Annotated in this window: 12 protein-coding genes; 7 read left to right on the top strand and 5 right to left on the bottom strand. The window is 71.2% G+C overall.

Features of this window, described 5'->3' with window-relative positions:
- Nucleotides 1–67 precede the first annotated feature (67 nt).
- From ABZS69_RS18195 to ABZS69_RS18185, 3 genes are read right to left on the bottom strand one after another with little or no spacing between them, the layout of a single operon-like run.
- A complete protein-coding gene (locus tag ABZS69_RS18195) occupies nucleotides 68–544 on the bottom strand; it encodes a hypothetical protein (RefSeq protein ID WP_355373246.1) in 477 nt (158 codons plus the stop codon).
- Nucleotides 541–1,815, bottom strand: a complete 1,275-nt coding sequence (locus ABZS69_RS18190; RefSeq protein ID WP_355373244.1) for a hypothetical protein — start codon at nucleotides 1,813–1,815, stop codon at nucleotides 541–543. The genes ABZS69_RS18195 and ABZS69_RS18190 overlap by 4 nt, the downstream gene beginning before the upstream one ends.
- A 32-nt stretch (nucleotides 1,816–1,847) precedes the next feature.
- Nucleotides 1,848–2,006, bottom strand: coding sequence for a hypothetical protein (locus ABZS69_RS18185; RefSeq protein ID WP_350725179.1), 159 nt, complete (start codon nucleotides 2,004–2,006; stop codon nucleotides 1,848–1,850).
- 179 nt (nucleotides 2,007–2,185) lie between these two features.
- Between ABZS69_RS18185 and ABZS69_RS18180 the strand changes: the two genes are divergently transcribed.
- The 7 genes from ABZS69_RS18180 (at nucleotide 2,186) to ABZS69_RS18150 (ending at nucleotide 10,527) form a co-directional block, all read left to right on the top strand.
- On the top strand, nucleotides 2,186–3,352 hold the full coding sequence (locus ABZS69_RS18180) for a hypothetical protein (RefSeq protein ID WP_355373238.1): 1,167 nt from the start codon (nucleotides 2,186–2,188) through the stop codon (nucleotides 3,350–3,352).
- Nucleotides 3,349–5,481, top strand: coding sequence for a tetratricopeptide repeat protein (locus ABZS69_RS18175; RefSeq protein ID WP_355373235.1), 2,133 nt, complete (start codon nucleotides 3,349–3,351; stop codon nucleotides 5,479–5,481). The genes ABZS69_RS18180 and ABZS69_RS18175 overlap by 4 nt, the downstream gene beginning before the upstream one ends.
- Before the next feature lie 134 nt (nucleotides 5,482–5,615).
- Nucleotides 5,616–6,422, top strand: a complete 807-nt coding sequence (locus tag ABZS69_RS18170; protein WP_355373232.1) for a protein phosphatase 2C domain-containing protein — start codon at nucleotides 5,616–5,618, stop codon at nucleotides 6,420–6,422.
- A complete protein-coding gene (locus ABZS69_RS18165) occupies nucleotides 6,415–7,704 on the top strand; it encodes a VWA domain-containing protein (RefSeq protein WP_355373230.1) in 1,290 nt (429 codons plus the stop codon). Before ABZS69_RS18170 ends, ABZS69_RS18165 begins: the two co-directional genes overlap by 8 nt.
- Nucleotides 7,704–8,342: an FHA domain-containing protein gene (locus ABZS69_RS18160; RefSeq protein WP_355373227.1), complete on the top strand. Its 639-nt coding sequence runs from the start codon at nucleotides 7,704–7,706 to the stop codon at nucleotides 8,340–8,342. Before ABZS69_RS18165 ends, ABZS69_RS18160 begins: the two co-directional genes overlap by 1 nt.
- Nucleotides 8,339–9,724 carry a hypothetical protein gene (locus ABZS69_RS18155; RefSeq protein WP_355373224.1) on the top strand — a complete coding sequence of 462 codons (1,386 nt, stop codon included), beginning with the start codon at nucleotides 8,339–8,341 and terminating at the stop codon, nucleotides 9,722–9,724. The genes ABZS69_RS18160 and ABZS69_RS18155 overlap by 4 nt, the downstream gene beginning before the upstream one ends.
- A complete protein-coding gene (locus ABZS69_RS18150) occupies nucleotides 9,721–10,527 on the top strand; it encodes a transporter substrate-binding domain-containing protein (protein ID WP_355373221.1) in 807 nt (268 codons plus the stop codon). The genes ABZS69_RS18155 and ABZS69_RS18150 overlap by 4 nt, the downstream gene beginning before the upstream one ends.
- An 82-nt stretch (nucleotides 10,528–10,609) precedes the next feature.
- On the opposite strand, the gene rpoD is transcribed toward ABZS69_RS18150, so the two are convergent.
- Together rpoD and dnaG are read right to left on the bottom strand one after the other, a co-directional pair.
- Nucleotides 10,610–11,746, bottom strand: coding sequence for an RNA polymerase sigma factor RpoD (rpoD, locus tag ABZS69_RS18145; protein WP_355373416.1), 1,137 nt, complete (start codon nucleotides 11,744–11,746; stop codon nucleotides 10,610–10,612).
- A gap of 844 nt (nucleotides 11,747–12,590) precedes the next feature.
- Nucleotides 12,591–14,432, bottom strand: coding sequence for a DNA primase (gene dnaG / locus ABZS69_RS18140; RefSeq protein WP_355373218.1), 1,842 nt, complete (start codon nucleotides 14,430–14,432; stop codon nucleotides 12,591–12,593).
- Nucleotides 14,433–14,540 lie beyond the last annotated feature (108 nt).

Raw genomic sequence — 14,540 nt, 5'->3', positions numbered from 1 at the left:
ACGCGGCTCCGTACGGGCGTCCGCCGCGGGCCGGGCTCACCCGCCCAGGCTCCGCCGCGGGCCGGGATCACACGCCCATGCTCCGCCGCAGCCCCTCCAGGGCCTGTTCGGCCTGCGCGCGCAGGCCCGGGTCCTCGGGGTCGAGGCCGTCGTCGAAGACGAAGGTCCAGCCGCGCACCTCGCCGCCGGGCCGGCGCCTGGCCACCAGCCGCACGCCGCCCCTCCCCGGCAGCTTCACGTGCTTGTTGACCACGATCGTGGAGTTGACGCGCTCCCGTACGGTCTCGGGCAGCATCCGCGGCTCGGTGATGCCCTCGGCGTGCCACGTGCCGTCCATGGTGAGGACCCGCACCCCGTCCTCGTCCCACGTGGCCTTGTCGACCTCCTCGTACGGCACCCGCGTCCCGTCCGTCAGGTACAGGGCGAGGTCCGTGGCCACCACGTAGCCGGAGACCGCGCCGGGGGCGAACGTCAGCACCCGCTCCCCGGGCTCGGTGGCCAGGGACTTGCGCACGTCGGCGGGCAGGCGGCGGAAAATGCTCATTCCTCCACGGTATCGGCGAGCAGATCGAGGGTGAGCGCCGCGCTCCAGGAGAAGTCCCTGCACCCGCGCCCGCTGCCGTCGAAGGGGTCGAAGCACTCCCGGAAACCGGCCTGCCGGACCAGGCGCAGGGTGCCGTTGGCGAGCTGCTGGCCGAGGTGGTCCAGCGAGTGCACGGCCGCGGCCCTGCGCAGCAGCCAGTTGGTGTTCACCCAGGAGGGGCCGCGCCAGTAGCGCGTACGGTCGAACTGGGAGGCCCGGATCTCGCAGCTGGGCACCGGATAGCCGGTGGCCCCCATGAACCTGGCCGACTCCAGCACCTCCACCGCCGCGTGCAGGCGGTCGCTGGGCAGCCCTGGATCCAGCAGCGGCCCGAACCCGCCCACCGTGCAGACCCGGATCAGCCGGTCGGTCCGCAGGTCACGGGCGTAGAAGCAGCCGTCCCACAGGCGGTCGAGCATGGCCTGCCTGATCCGGTCGGCCTGCTCGGCGTGGGGCGCGGGATCGGCGCCCACCAGCGGCGCCAGCTCGGCCAGGGCCTGGCAGGAGGCCAGCCAGATCCCGTTGAACATCGGGTCCTCGATCGCGAACGGATGTTCGTCGCGCAGGTATTCGGCCCGGTATCCGGCGTCCCGGTAGCGCATGGCCAGCCAGACGTAGCGGTCGTGGTCGCTGTCGGGGTGGCGTTGCTCCAGCTCGACGTTGCGGTAGCCGTACCTGATCGCGGGCAGCGCGTTCAGCGCCTCGTCCCAGGACGGGCTGTCGTCCATGCCCGACTCCCAGGGGTGCACGATCGCCGCCAGGCCCGCGCCGCCGAGATCGCGGGCCGTGGAGAGGTAGGCGTGCTGGGCCACCAGCGCCGGGTACGCCTTCCTGACGAACGCGACGTCGCCGGTGTGCCGGTAGAGCCACCAGAGCGCCAGCGCGTGCAGCGGCGGCGAGGTGAGCCCCGAGGTGAGCACGCGCGGCGCGGCCTCGTGCTCCTGCGAGCGCCACACGGACGGCCCCGGGAAGTACGCCTCGCGCGTGTGGAAGACGATGTGCGGCACCATCCCGGTCGCCCACTGCCCCCGCAGCAGGCTGAGCAGCTCGTCGCGGGCCCGGTCCGGCCGATGCCTGGCCAGGCCGATGACGACGAACGCGGAGTCCCAGCTCCATTGGTGCGGATAGAGACCTGGCGCGGGCACGGTGCCAGTGCCTGTCCAGTTCGCCTCGAGCACGGCGAGTGCCTCGCGCCCGAGCGCGGCATCGTCGACCGCGGGCCGCGCCTCCATCACACAACTATGCCTGGTGAAGCCTCTGGACGCTATGTCCTCTTGACCCACTTCGACAGGAGCATGACGCCGAACGCCACGGCGCCGATGATCAGTCCCCACTTGAGCAGCGTGAGAGCGAAGCCCACAAGGGGGCCGAGGAGTACGAGTGCGGCCACGACGGCCGCGATGATCAGCAGAATTCGTCCCATGTCCGCAACGGTAAAAGATCCTTTAAGCGAATTGCAGGCGATGCAGGGTTGAATCAGGGACAAGTCAGGGGTCACCCCTACTCTTGGAACCAACCGGCCGATCCCCCCGTTGAGCCGGTAGGAGCAAGGGTTCGGGGGCGGCCCGCTTCACGGGGAGCGTGATGAGCCTGGGACCACCTATGAGCAGGGAGGCCGTCGAGCACGCACTGCGCGCTCGGGCCGACGAACGCGACCGTGTCTCCGGCGACCTGCTCGATCTCGAATCCCACACCACCTATCAAGTGCTCAAAGGGGCCTCCTTACGCGGGGAGACACGGCGGAGGTGGGCCACGGCGCAGGAGTCGCTGGCCACGCTGTGGTCTCTCAACGACGCGTACCGGGCGGTGCTGCGTGACGCCGAGCAGATCAGGGCCGCGCGCTCCAGACCGACCCCCGAGCAGCTGAGCCGGCTGACGGAGCTGCTCGTGGGCCCGTCCGTGGTGCTGCGGACCGGCGCCAAGCCGGTCGAGCAGCGCTCGCTGCTCCCCCAGCAGGACGAGCGGCTGACCCTCGACCAGACCCTGACGCGGATGGACGCCGCGTTCCGCGAGGTCACCGCCGCCCTCAACGACATCGACGCGGTGTGGAACGCCGTGCTGCCCGGCCTCGACGGCGCCGACAGCGACCTGCGCCACATCCGCGACCTCGAACAGCGGCTGGGCGAGGGCGCCGACCTGGCCGCGCAGGAGGCCGAACTGAAGCGGCTGCGCGCCTCGGTGCTCGAAGACCCGCTGGGCCCGTCCGTCGAGCAGGAGCTCGACCGGCTGACCCGCCTGCTGGCCGGCTCCCGCGCGGAGCTGGAGCTGGCGCTCACCGTCAAGGACGAGTTCGGCAGGCGGCGGGAAGACCTCGTGGCCGCGCTCGACCGGGTACGCGGGGCCGAGAGCGAGGCCAGGCTGGCCCACGGCGCGGTCGTCGTGAAGATCGCCCTGCCGCCCCAGGCCCAGCCGCGCGGCCGGGCCGAGTCCCTGGCCGCGGAGCTGGACGCGCTCGACGCCTCGGCCGACCCCTGGGTAATGCGGGCCAAGCGGCTGGCCGCCCTGGAGGAGGAGGCCCGCAAGGCCGCCGAGCAGTCGCAGACCACGGCCAAGGCGCTCTACGGCCTGGTCGGCAGGCGTGACGAGCTGCGCGGGCGGCTCGGCGCCTGCCAGGTGATGGCGGTGCGGAAGGGTTTGGCGGAGGACCCGGCGACCTCCGAGCTGTTCGAACGGGCGCGCGTGCTGCTGTGGACCGCGCCCTGCGACCTGACGAAGGCGGCGGCGGCCGTCGAGACGTACCAGCGCGCGATCCACGGAGGTAAGCCATGACCCGCTGCGCGCAGCCGGGCTGCACGGGCACGATCGAGGACGGCTACTGCGACCTGTGCGGCCACTCGGCGAGCACGCCGACGCCGGCGCCCGCGTCCGCTCCCATTTCCGGGCCCGTCTCCGTGCGGACCCAGCCGGTGAGCAGATCCCTCAGCTCGCCGGTGAGCAGCGGCAGGTCGCGGCCCGGCGAGCTGCGGACCATCGCCGACCTGCCGTCGGTGCCCTACCGCGACCCGGCCACGGCCGTGATGGCCGACCCCGCGGTGCCCGAGGACAAGCGCTACTGCGCCAACCCGGCGTGCGGGCAGAAGGTCGGGCGCTCCAGGGAGGGCCGGGCAGGGCTGACGGACGGGTTCTGCCCGAGCTGCCGCACGCAGTTCTCGTTCACCCCCAAGCTGGGCAAGGACGACCTGGTGAACGACCAGTACCGCGTGCTGGGCTGCCTGGCGCACGGCGGGCTGGGCTGGATCTACCTGGCCTCCGACGAGAACCTCGACGGCATGTGGGTGGTGCTCAAGGGCCTGCTCAACACCAACGACGCCGAGGCCCTGGCGGCGGCGGAGGCCGAGCGGAAGTTCCTCACCACGGTCGACCACCCCAACATCGTCAAGATCCTCAACTTCCAGCGCTCCGGCGGCTTCGGCTACATCGTCATGGAGTACGTCGGCGGCCAGTCCCTGCACGAGCTGCGCCGCCAGGGCCCGCTGCCGCTGCGCGAGGCCCTGATGTACGGCCGGGAGATCCTTCAGGCGTTCGCCTACCTGCACGAACACGGCATGGTCTACTGCGACCTCAAGCCGGCCAACGTGATCAGGGTCGGCAAGCGGCTCAAGCTCATCGACCTGGGCGCGGTGCTGCCCATCGGCGCGCCGGCGGGCTCCGGCTGGGCCACGCCCGGCTACCACGCCCCCGAGGTCGAGAGCCACGCCGCCGCCGTCACCGCCGACCTCTACACCGTGGCCAGGACGGTGGCGGTGCTGACGATCCCGGGCTTCTCCCCGTACGCGAACGGCGCGGCCACGCCGCTGCCCGAGGACTGCGGGCACCCGTCGTTCACCCGGTGGCTGCGCAAGGCCACCGCGGTCAATCCCGCCGACAGGTTCCAGAGCGCGGAGGAGATGGAGGAGCAGCTCGTCGGGGTGCTGCGGGAGGTCAGCGCCATCGAGGACAACACCCCGTACCCGGCGCCCTCGCCGATGTTCGGGCCCGAGCGGACCGCCGTGGGCACGACGCTGGCGGAGGAGGGCGACGTGGTGTTCGGGTCGCTGGACCCGGTGGCGGTCGCGCAGGCGCTGCCGGTGCCGCTGGTCGACCCCAACGACGCGGCGGCGGGCGCGCTGGCCGGGCTGCTGGGCAGCGACGGCAAGGAGCTGATCGACCAGCTCGCCGCGCTGCCGAAGACGCCCGAGACGAAGCTGATGCGGGCCAGGCTGCTGGCCGAGGGGGCCGCGGCCGAGGCGCCCGTCGCGCTGAACGAGCTGGACATCGAGCTGCCCCGCGACTGGCGGGTGACCTGGTACCGCGGGGTCCTGGCGCTGACCACGGGGCGGCCGGAGGAGGCCGTCGCGATGTTCGACGCGTGCCTGTCGGCGCTCCCCGGCGAGCTGGCGCCGAAGCTGGCGCTGGCGTTCGCGCTGGAGTCCGCGGGCAAGCCGGCCGCCGGCTGGTACGAGGCCGTCTGGCGGACCGACCACTCGTACGTGAGCGCGGTGTTCGGGCTGGCCAGGTCGGGCAGGATGGGCACGCTCGACGAGGTGCCCGCCCACTCGGTCTACCGGACCCGGGCGCAGGTGGCGCTGGCCGTCTCCGTCGTACGCGGGGCCGACCTGAGCCGGCTCACCACCGACGACCTGGTGGGCTCGGCCGACCGGCTGGCCAAACAGGCCGACCTCGACCCGCGCCGCCGCGACCTGCTCACCGCCGAGCTGCTCACCTCTGCGCTGACCTGGCTCGAGAACGGCTCGCCACCGAAGGACGCGCGGCTGGCCGAGGCGCCGTTCACCGAACCGGGGCTGCGCCGTCGGCTGGAGTCGATCTTCCGCAAGCTGGCCGTCGCGGCCGAGTCCCGCCAGGAGCGCCACGCCCTCATCGACCAGGCGAACGCGGTGCGGCCGAGGACGTGGTTGTGATGGATCCGCAGCGGAGCGAGGACATCCATCACAACACCCCGAGCGCAGCTCGGCAAAACAGCGCTGGGATGGATCCGCAGCGTAACGGCGCTGTAGGCAATGTCGCGACGAGTTGTCCGGTGTGTGAGGCGCCCGTGTTCGAGGGTGACACGTACTGCGAGGCGTGCGGGCACGCCCTGGGCGCGCCGACCTGCGCGTCGTGCGGCGCGGCGGCCGTGGACGCCGAGGGCTACTGCGAGCGATGCGGCCTGCGCCAGCCCACCGGCAGGGACCACGCGGAGACCGTGCTCGACGGCGGCGCGGCGGCCGTGACCGACAGGGGCCTGCGCCGCAGCCGCAACGAGGACGCGGTGGCGCTGCTGGCCGCCGGCGACGCGGTCGTGACCGTGGTCTGCGACGGCGTGGGCAGCTCGCCCAGGGCCGACGAGGCGTCCGCGGTGGCCGTCGAGACCGCCTCGGCCGCGCTGGCCAGAGGGTTGCCGCAGGAGGAGGCGTTCGAGCTGGCCGGGCGGGCGGTGAACAAGCTCGCCACGTCCATGGACGACGCGCCCGCCTGCACGTACGTCGCCGCCGTGGTCGAGCCGGGCCTGATCACGCTCGGCTGGGCCGGCGACACCCGGGCCTACTGGCTGCCGGGCGCGCCGGACCGGCCCGGCGAGATGCTGACCGTGGACGACGCGGTCGAGACCGGCGAGATCACCCGCTGGCTCGGCGCCGACGCCGGCGACGTCCTGCTCCACGTACGCACCCTGATCCCGCAGGAGCCGGGCCTGCTGCTCGTCTGCAGCGACGGCCTGTGGCGCTATCTGGACGGCTACGCCGTCCCCCGCGCCGGGACCCCCATCGACATGGCCCGCGAGATGCTGCGCCACGCGCTCGACTCCGGCGGCCAGGACAACGTGACCATCGCCTTGATCCCCCTAGGAGTGACGCATGGGTGACCAGCCCGCTTTCACCTTGACCATCGACCAGAACAAGTACCTCCCGACCGACGGTCGCGAGGTGCACGCCGTCCTCACGGTCGGCTCCACCGGCGGCGTCACCACCACGCAGTCCGTCACCTCCGAAGCCGCCGAAGTGATCATCATCGACACGTCCGGCTCGATGAGCGGCAGCAAGATCCGCGAGGCCAGGCAGGCGGCCACGACCGCCGTCCACACCCTGCGGGACGGGGTCCACTTCGCGGTGGTCGCCGGCACCGAGCGGGCCAAGGTCGTCTACCCCGGCGGCAACGCCAACCTGGTCAGGGCGAGCGCGGCCACCAGGGCCGAGGCCGAGCGGGCGATCAGCCGGTTGACCGCGCACGGCGGCACCGCCATGGGCGAGTGGCTGAAGCTGGCCGGCCATCTGCTCTCGGCGCACCCGTCGGCGATCCGGCACGCGCTGCTGATGACCGACGGGCAGAACAACGAGCGGCCCGAGGTGTTCGCCTCCGTGCTGGCGGGCTGGAGCGGCAAGTTCGTGTGCGACTCGCTGGGGATCGGCGAGGACTGGGTGCCCGCCGAGCTGCGGAAGGTCGCGGAGGCCATGCTCGGCTCGTTCGACTTCGTACGGAACCAAGGGGATCTGTCGGAGTACTTCCGCAGGCTGACGCAGACGTCGATGAGCAAGACCGTGGCCGAGCTGTCGCTGCGGGTGTGGGTGCCGCAGACCGCGACGCTGAAGTTCGTCAAGCAGGTCTCCCCCACGCTGCTCGACCTGACCGGCAAGCGCACCGACGTGAACCCGCTGACCGGCGACTATCCGACCGGTTCCTGGGGCACGGAGGAGCGCGAATACCACATCTGCGTGGAGGTGCCGCCGGGGCAGATGGGGCACGAGATCAGGGCGGGCTGGGTCAAGCTCGTACGCCCCGACACCCAGGAGGTCCTGGCCAGCGGGAACGTGCTCGCCCAGTGGACCGACGACCTGGCGCAGTCGACCCGGATCAACAAGAAGGTCGCCCACTACACCGGCCAGGCCGAGCTGCACGAGCTCATCCAGGGCGGCCTCAGCGCCCGGGCGATGGGCGACGTCGACACCGCGACCGCCCAACTGGCCAAGGCCCGGCAACTGGCCACCGAGTCGGGCCGCGAGGACACGGCCAGGCTGCTGGAGAAGGTGGTCGAGGTCGATCCGGCCACCGGCACGGCCAGGCTGCGCAGGAACGTGGACAAGGCCGACGAGCTCGAACTCGACACGGGCTCCATCCGTACCAGCCGGTTGCGCAAGGAAGGAAACTGATGGCCACCTGTCCGCAGGGGCACCCGTCAGGCGACGACGACTACTGTGACGTCTGCGGCGCCCAGATGGGGGGCGCGCCCGCGGCGGCGCCCCAGCCCCAGGCACCTGCCTCGTCGGCCTCGTCGGCCGAGGCGTGCCCGATCTGCCAGACGCCGCGTGCCGGGCAGTTCTGCGAGGTGTGCGGCCACGACTACAGCGGCGGCGGCGCGCCGGTCTCCGTCCCCGTGAGCGGGGCCCGGTTCGAGGCCGTCACGGCGTCCGACCGGACCTACTACGAGAAGATCATCGCCGAGGGCGGGCCCGACGCGGCCGCGATGGCGTTCCCGCCGTACTGCCCGGAGCGTTCGTTCGCGCTGATGGGCGAGCAGGTACGCATCGGACGGCGCAGCAGGGCCAGGAACCTGGCCCCCGAGATCGACCTGACCGGGCCGCCCGAGGACCCGGGCGTCTCCCACCTGCACGCCGTGCTGCTCGCGCAGCCGGACGGCTCGTGGATGGTGGTCGACCCCGGCTCCGCCAACGGCACCCAGGTGAACGGCAAGCCCCTCAAGGTCAACGTGCCGGTCCGGGTCGGCGCGGGCGACAGGATCCACCTGGGCGCGTGGACCGTCATCACCATCAGGGAGGGCACGCCGTGACCCTGGCACAGCCCCAGGCGCCCCAGGCCCCCGCGGCGCCGGCGCCCGCGGTCCCGCCGCCGGCGCGCCGGAGCGTGCCGGGCAGGATCCGGATCATCACCGGCATCACGGTCGCCTCGCTGGCGCTGCTCTTCGCGGCGCTCGCGGTCGGCAGCATGACCGCCCGCGACGGCCTGCAGGTCATCGGGCGCGACGCGGGACCGCAGGTGGTCGCCACCGCCGATCTCTACCTGGCGCTGAGCGACATGGACGCGCAGGTGGCCAACGTGCTGGTGATGGGCGACCAGTACGCCCCGCAGCGCGCGCAGGCGCTCGACCGCTACGAGGCGGCGCGGTCGAGGGCCAACGAGGCGCTGATGCAGGCTCTGTCGCTGGCGGACACCGATGCCGAACGGGAGACTGTCCACTCGATGCTCGACCGGCTGGGCCGCTACGAGCGGCTGACCGGCCAGGCGCTGCTGCAGGACCAGCAGGCCAAGCACGCGCCGGGGCCGCCGCCCCAGGACGTGGTGCTCACCTACCGCGAGGCCACCAAGCTGATGCGGGTCCAGCTGCTCCCTCAGGCGTACAACCTGACCTTGGAGAGCGGCACGATCGTGCGCGCCACGTACGACGAGAAGGCCGTCATGATGCCCCTCCTGCGGGCCGCCGTGGTGCTGGCCGGACTGCTCGCGCTGGGCTGCCTGATCTGGCTGCAGGTCTTCCTCGCGCAGCGCTTCCGCCGGGTGTTCGGCCCCGCGCTGCTGGTCGCCACCCTGACGACCGTGGTCGCGCTGCTCTCCGGGATGAACGTGCTCTCGCAGGACGAGAACGCGCTGCGCACGGCGAAGTCGGCCGGGTTCGACTCGGTGCTGACGCTGGCCAAGGCGCGCTCGATCAGCAACAGCATGCAGGGCGACCAGAGCCGCTACCTGCTCGACAAGGAGTGGGCCGACACCTACGAGCACACGTTCCTGGACAAGGCGATGTCGGTCGTCTATCTCAAGGCGGGCAACCTGCGCACCTACCACGACCAGGTCGCCAAGGGCTCCGACGACGTCCTCGGCCTGCTGGGGCCCGAGCTCGTCGGCACGCAGGGCGACCAGGCGATGACGGCGTTCCGGAGCTTCCAGGCCGCCGACGCGAAGTTCCGCGCGCTGGTGGCGGGCGGCAGGACCAACGAGGCGGTCGCCGAGCGGCTCGGGCCGGTGGCCCAGGCGTACGACGCCTACGACCGCGCGCTGGTGTCGCTGTCGGCCGGGCACCAGGCGGTGTTCAAGCGGTCGATCGAGTCCGGTGAGGGCTCGCTGGACAACCTGTGGCGGCTGCTGCCGTTCGCCATCGGCGCGATCGGCCTGCTGATGATCGCAGGGGTGTGGCCACGACTCAAGGAGTACCGGTGAAGCGGGCGTTGGCGGCGGCGCTGGCCCTGTTCGCGACGGTCGTCGCGGGCTGTGCCACGGACGGTCAGGAGTCGGTCCTCGACAAGGACCAGATCGTCATCGCGGTACGGCCCGACCTGCCGTCGGTCGGGTTCCGCCGCCCGGACGGCGGGTTCGAGGGCTTCGACGTGGACGTGGCCGCCTACATCGCGCGCAAGCTGCACAAGCAGGCCTCCTACATCCCCGTGCTGGCCGCCGACCGGGCGAAGGTGCTGACGAACGGCAAGGCGGACCTGGTGCTGGCCACGTTCACGATCGACCAGGAGCGCAAGAAGGACGTGCTGTTCGCGGGGCCGTACCACATCTCCTACCAGGACATCCTGCAGCGGCCCGACGAGACGATCAAGAACGTGCGCGATCTCAAGGGCCGGCGGATCTGCGCGATCAAGGGTTCGAACGCGGCCGAGCGGGTCGTGGAGGAACGCGAGGTGCCGGCGAAGCTGGTGCCGTTCGACGACTACAAGGGGTGCCTGACGGCGCTGAAGAGCAACCAGGTGGACGCCGTCACCACCAACGACGTCATCCTGGCCGGGCTGGCCAACCAGGACGGGACGGGGCTGAAGCTGGCCAACGCGCAGTTCAACGAGCAGCGCACCGGGGTGGGCATGCGCAAGAGCGACGTGGCCGGGTGCGAGGCGGTCAACCGGGCGATCACCGACATGTACCAGGACGGTACGACCGCGCGGCTGCTGCAGCGGTGGTTCGGCAAGTCGGGGCTGGACCTGTCGACGGTCGCGGTCCCGCAGTTCGAGGGCTGCTCCTGACGGCTGCGGTCGTTCTGTTCTGTGGACATGGGGAGGGCCCGGGCGGTGAGCCCGGGCCCCGTTTCCTTGGGATCCCTCCGGATCAGTCCAGATAGTCCCTCAGCATCTGAGCCCGCGTCGGGTGGCGGAGCTTGGCCAGGGTCTTCGACTCGATCTGCCGGATGCGCTCCCGCGTGACCCCGAACTCCCTGCCCACCTCCTCCAGCGTGCGCGGATGGCCGTCGGCCAGGCCGAAGCGGAGCTGGATGATGCGCTGCTCGCGGTCGGACAGCGTGGCCAGGATGTCGTCGAGCTGGTCCTGCAGCATGATGAAGGCAGCGGCCTCCATGGGCACGACCGCGTCGGCGTCCTCGATGAAGTCGCCGAGGTCGGAGTCCTCCTCGCCGATCGGCGACTGCAGCGACACCGGCTCCTGGGCGATGCGCTGGATCTCCACCACGCGATCGACAGGGAGGTCCATCTCCTTGGCGATCTCCTCGGGAATCGGCTCGCGGCCGAGGTCCTGGTGGAGCTGGCGCTGCACGCGCACGAGCTTGTTGATGGTCTCCACCATGTGCACGGGGATGCGGATCGTCCGCGCCTGGTCGGCGATGGCTCTGGTGATCGCCTGCCTGATCCACCAGGTGGCGTAGGTGGAGAACTTGTAGCCCTTCGTATAGTCGAACTTCTCGACCGCCCGGATGAGCCCGAGGTTGCCCTCCTGGATCAGGTCCAGGAACAACATGCCGCGGCCCACGTACCGCTTGGCGATCGACACCACGAGCCTGAGGTTGGCCTCGATGAGCCGCTGCTTGGCCCGGGTGCCCTGCCAGACGAGCTCCCTGAACTCCGGGAAGGCCAGACGCGAGACCCCGCTGCCCAGCTTGTCCTCGGCGAACAGACCGGCTTCGATCGACTTTGCGAGCTCCACCTCCTCCTCTGCCGTCAGCAGAGGCACTCGGCCGATCTCCCGTAGGTAAATACGGACCAGATCGCTGGTCGGCGCCCGCTTGCCAACGTCTTCCTCATCGGCGCGGGTGGGCTCCTCGTCGCCCTGGGGCTCGAGGACCTCCACGCCGTTCTCGGCGAGCATGCGCACGACGCGTTCCAGCGCGTCGGACGGCAACTCGGATCGGTCAAGCGCGGCTGCGACGTCATCGACGGTTACGCTTCCGCGCTCCCTTCCCTTCGCGACGAGGTCCGCCACCTGATCTACCGATGGCGGTCCGCTTGGCAGCACCGATGCACCCACGGGAGACAGTCTGCAGTATTGGTTCCATCAAATGGCAGACCCATTTTTGTCACCGAAGGTAAGACGATCGTGCTTACCGAATTGAGATCGTTTTTTGGTTTAGCCGGAGTTTGATCAGGAAAGTAAAGTCAATTACGCCGTCTGGATTCCCGGCGCCCGGCAACACCCCCCGGCCGGACGCAACTTTTTCGCTGCCTGGATGTCGTTGTCCATCCACTTTGTCGCACGTTGGACCGCGCCAGGTTCCCCGGTCAACCGCTCTGGTATCCCGCTTGTCATCGCGGCCGAACTGTTACCAACCGCCCGCGCGATACGCCCGCTTCACGGCGGGAGGCGGCGCTGAGCTCAGCGCCGTCACACGCGCGACGCCACCGGCCAGCCCAACGCTGGCAGCGCAGGGTGGGTGACATCGTCGGCACGGGGCCGGGTGGGCTGCGGCGTCGGTCCACGGGCAGCGGGTGGCGGGTGGCTGGGCATCACCCGATTGGACGACCGGCCGCTCCTCCACCGGTCGAGCCCACCGCAGGCGCAGGGCGGGTGGCGTGGCCAGCCGGCTGGGCGTCATCCGAGTGGACGACGCCCAGTCGGGCCCCCGGATGGCCAGGAGGCCGAGCGGTCGGCCGAGCCCCGGGGGACGATGCGGTTGGGCGGCCAAGGGGCCGTGCGGGCCGGCCAGACTCCGGGCGGCCGAGAGGCTGTCCTGCTGGCCAAACCCCGGGTGGCCAAGGGGCCCAGCGGCCGACCAAGCCCCGGGTGGCCGATGTGGTCGAGAGGCCGTGCCAGGTGGCCAAGCCTCGGGTGGCCGGTGGCCGGTGGGCGGCCTGAGAGGTGGTCAGCTGCCGGCGGCGCGGTCGCGGAGGACGCGGCGTTGTTGTTCCAGGGCCACCAGCTCCCCGAACAGCTTGTTGTACTCCTGCTGCTCCTCCACCGGATTGAGCCGCTGCATCCGCGACTTCGCCTGCGCGATCGCCCGGTCGACGGCGATGGCCTCGATGGCCGCCAGCATGGCGCCGGCGTAGCGTTCCTCGGCGTGGGCGTCCGCCTGGATGGCCTCCACCGCGAAGCGGGTCACCAGGGCCCGCGCCCCGTCCTCGTGCGCGTGCTCCAGCAGCCGGTCGACCCACTCGCGCCCGCCGAAGGCGCCCGCGGCCACGCCGCCCGCGGCGGCGATGACCTTGTGCAGGGTCACGTGGTCGGGAGCCGTGAAGGCCTGCGGGTCGAGCGCGTCGAAGCGGGGCCCGAGCAGCGCGGGGCGCTGCACGGCGAGTTTGAGCAGCTCCCCCTCCACCCGCACGCCCGGGTCGACGGGCGCCGTCTGGGGCGCGCGTCGCGGGCGGCCCTGCTGCGCCCCGCCCACCTCGGCGATCCGCTGCATCACGAACCGCTCGTCCATGAACCCCAGCCACCGGTCGAGGTCGATGGCGTACCGCTTGCGCAGCCCGACGTCCTTGATCCCGGCCACGATCGGCGCGGCGGCGTCCAGGGCGGCGATCTTGCCTTCGTTGCTGCGCAGGTCGTAGCGGGAGATCGTGCTCCTGATCGCGAACTGGAAGAGCGGCTCGCGGCTCGCGATGAGGTCGCGCACGGCCGCGTCGCCCTGCTTGACCCGCAGGTCGCACGGGTCGAGCCCGTCGGGCTGCACCGCGACGTAGGTCTGGGTCACGAACTTCTGCTCGTCGGCGAACGCCCGCAGCGCCGCCTTCTGCCCGGCCGCGTCGCCGTCGAAGGTGAAGATCACCTCGCCCCGGAACTCGGCCTGGTCGAGCAGGAACCTGCGCAGGATCTTGATGTGCTCCTCGCCGAACGACGTGCCGCACGTGGCCACCGCCGTCGGCACTCCGGCCAGGTGGCAGGCCATCACGTCGGTATAGCCTTCGACGATCACGGCCTGGGAACGCTTGGAGATCTCCCGTTTGGCGAGATCAATCCCATAAAGCACCTGGCTCTTCTTGTAAAGCGGCGAGTCAGGCGTATTCAGATATTTCGGACCATCGTCGGAATCGAGCAACTTCCGCGCCCCGAATCCGATCACATCGCCCGTGGCGTCCCTGATAGGCCAGATCAGCCGCCCCCTGAAGCGGTCGATGGGCCCCCGCCGCCCCTCCTTGGCCAGCCCGCCCTTGACGAGCTCCTCGGTGGTGAATCCGCGCCCCAGCAGATGCCGCGTCAGCGCCTCCCATTCGGCCGGCGCGTAGCCCACCCCGAACAGCTCGGCGTCGGCCCGCTCGAAGCCCCGCTCCGACAGGAACCGCCGCCCGGGCGCCGCGTCGGGCGCGAACAGCTTCTCCGCGTAGAACTCCGCCGCCGCCTTGTGCGCCTCGATCAGCCGGGCCCGCTCGCCGTGGTCGCGCCGGGGGACGTAGCCGCCCTGCTCGTACTGGAGCTGGATCCCGGCCCGCTGCGCCAGCCGCTCGACCGCCTCGCCGAACGACAGATGCTCGATCTTCTCGACGAACGTGATCACGTCGCCGCCCTCGGAGCAGCCGAAGCAGAAGTACATCCCGCGCTCGGGGGTGACGTTGAACGACGGGCTCTTCTCGTCGTGGAAGGGGCACAGGCCCTTGAGGTTGCCGCCCCCGGCGTTGCGCAACTGGATGTGCTCGCCGATCACGTCGGCGATGGGTGAACGCTCGCGTACGAGCGCGATGTCGACATCACGGATCCGGCCAGCCACGCCGGTGAGTCTATTCCGCCCCACCGACGGTTCCGCCCCTTCCGGGTGCGGTACGGGATAGGCGGGCATTACCTGTCGGTTGCTAAAGGGGGAAACTGGCTCTGTGGG

The organism is Nonomuraea sp. NPDC005650 (assembly GCF_040605375.1).
GTDB lineage: Bacteria > Actinomycetota > Actinomycetes > Streptosporangiales > Streptosporangiaceae > Nonomuraea.
The sequence above is the reverse complement of the archived record's forward strand: the minus strand, read 5'-3'. Positions and strand labels throughout refer to the sequence as shown.

What these genes read in the sequence shown, in the direction of transcription:
- ABZS69_RS18195 (WP_355373246.1), bottom strand. Translation starts at nt 544, where the DNA reads ATGAGCATTTTCCGCCGCCTGCCCGCCGACGTGCGCAAGTCCCTGGCC.
- ABZS69_RS18190 (WP_355373244.1), bottom strand. Translation starts at nt 1,815, where the DNA reads ATGGAGGCGCGGCCCGCGGTCGACGATGCCGCGCTCGGGCGCGAGGCA.
- ABZS69_RS18185 (WP_350725179.1), bottom strand. Translation starts at nt 2,006, where the DNA reads ATGGGACGAATTCTGCTGATCATCGCGGCCGTCGTGGCCGCACTCGTA.
- ABZS69_RS18180 (WP_355373238.1), top strand. Translation starts at nt 2,186, where the DNA reads ATGAGCAGGGAGGCCGTCGAGCACGCACTGCGCGCTCGGGCCGACGAA.
- ABZS69_RS18175 (WP_355373235.1), top strand. Translation starts at nt 3,349, where the DNA reads ATGACCCGCTGCGCGCAGCCGGGCTGCACGGGCACGATCGAGGACGGC.
- ABZS69_RS18165 (WP_355373230.1), top strand. Translation starts at nt 6,415, where the DNA reads ATGGGTGACCAGCCCGCTTTCACCTTGACCATCGACCAGAACAAGTAC.
- ABZS69_RS18160 (WP_355373227.1), top strand. Translation starts at nt 7,704, where the DNA reads ATGGCCACCTGTCCGCAGGGGCACCCGTCAGGCGACGACGACTACTGT.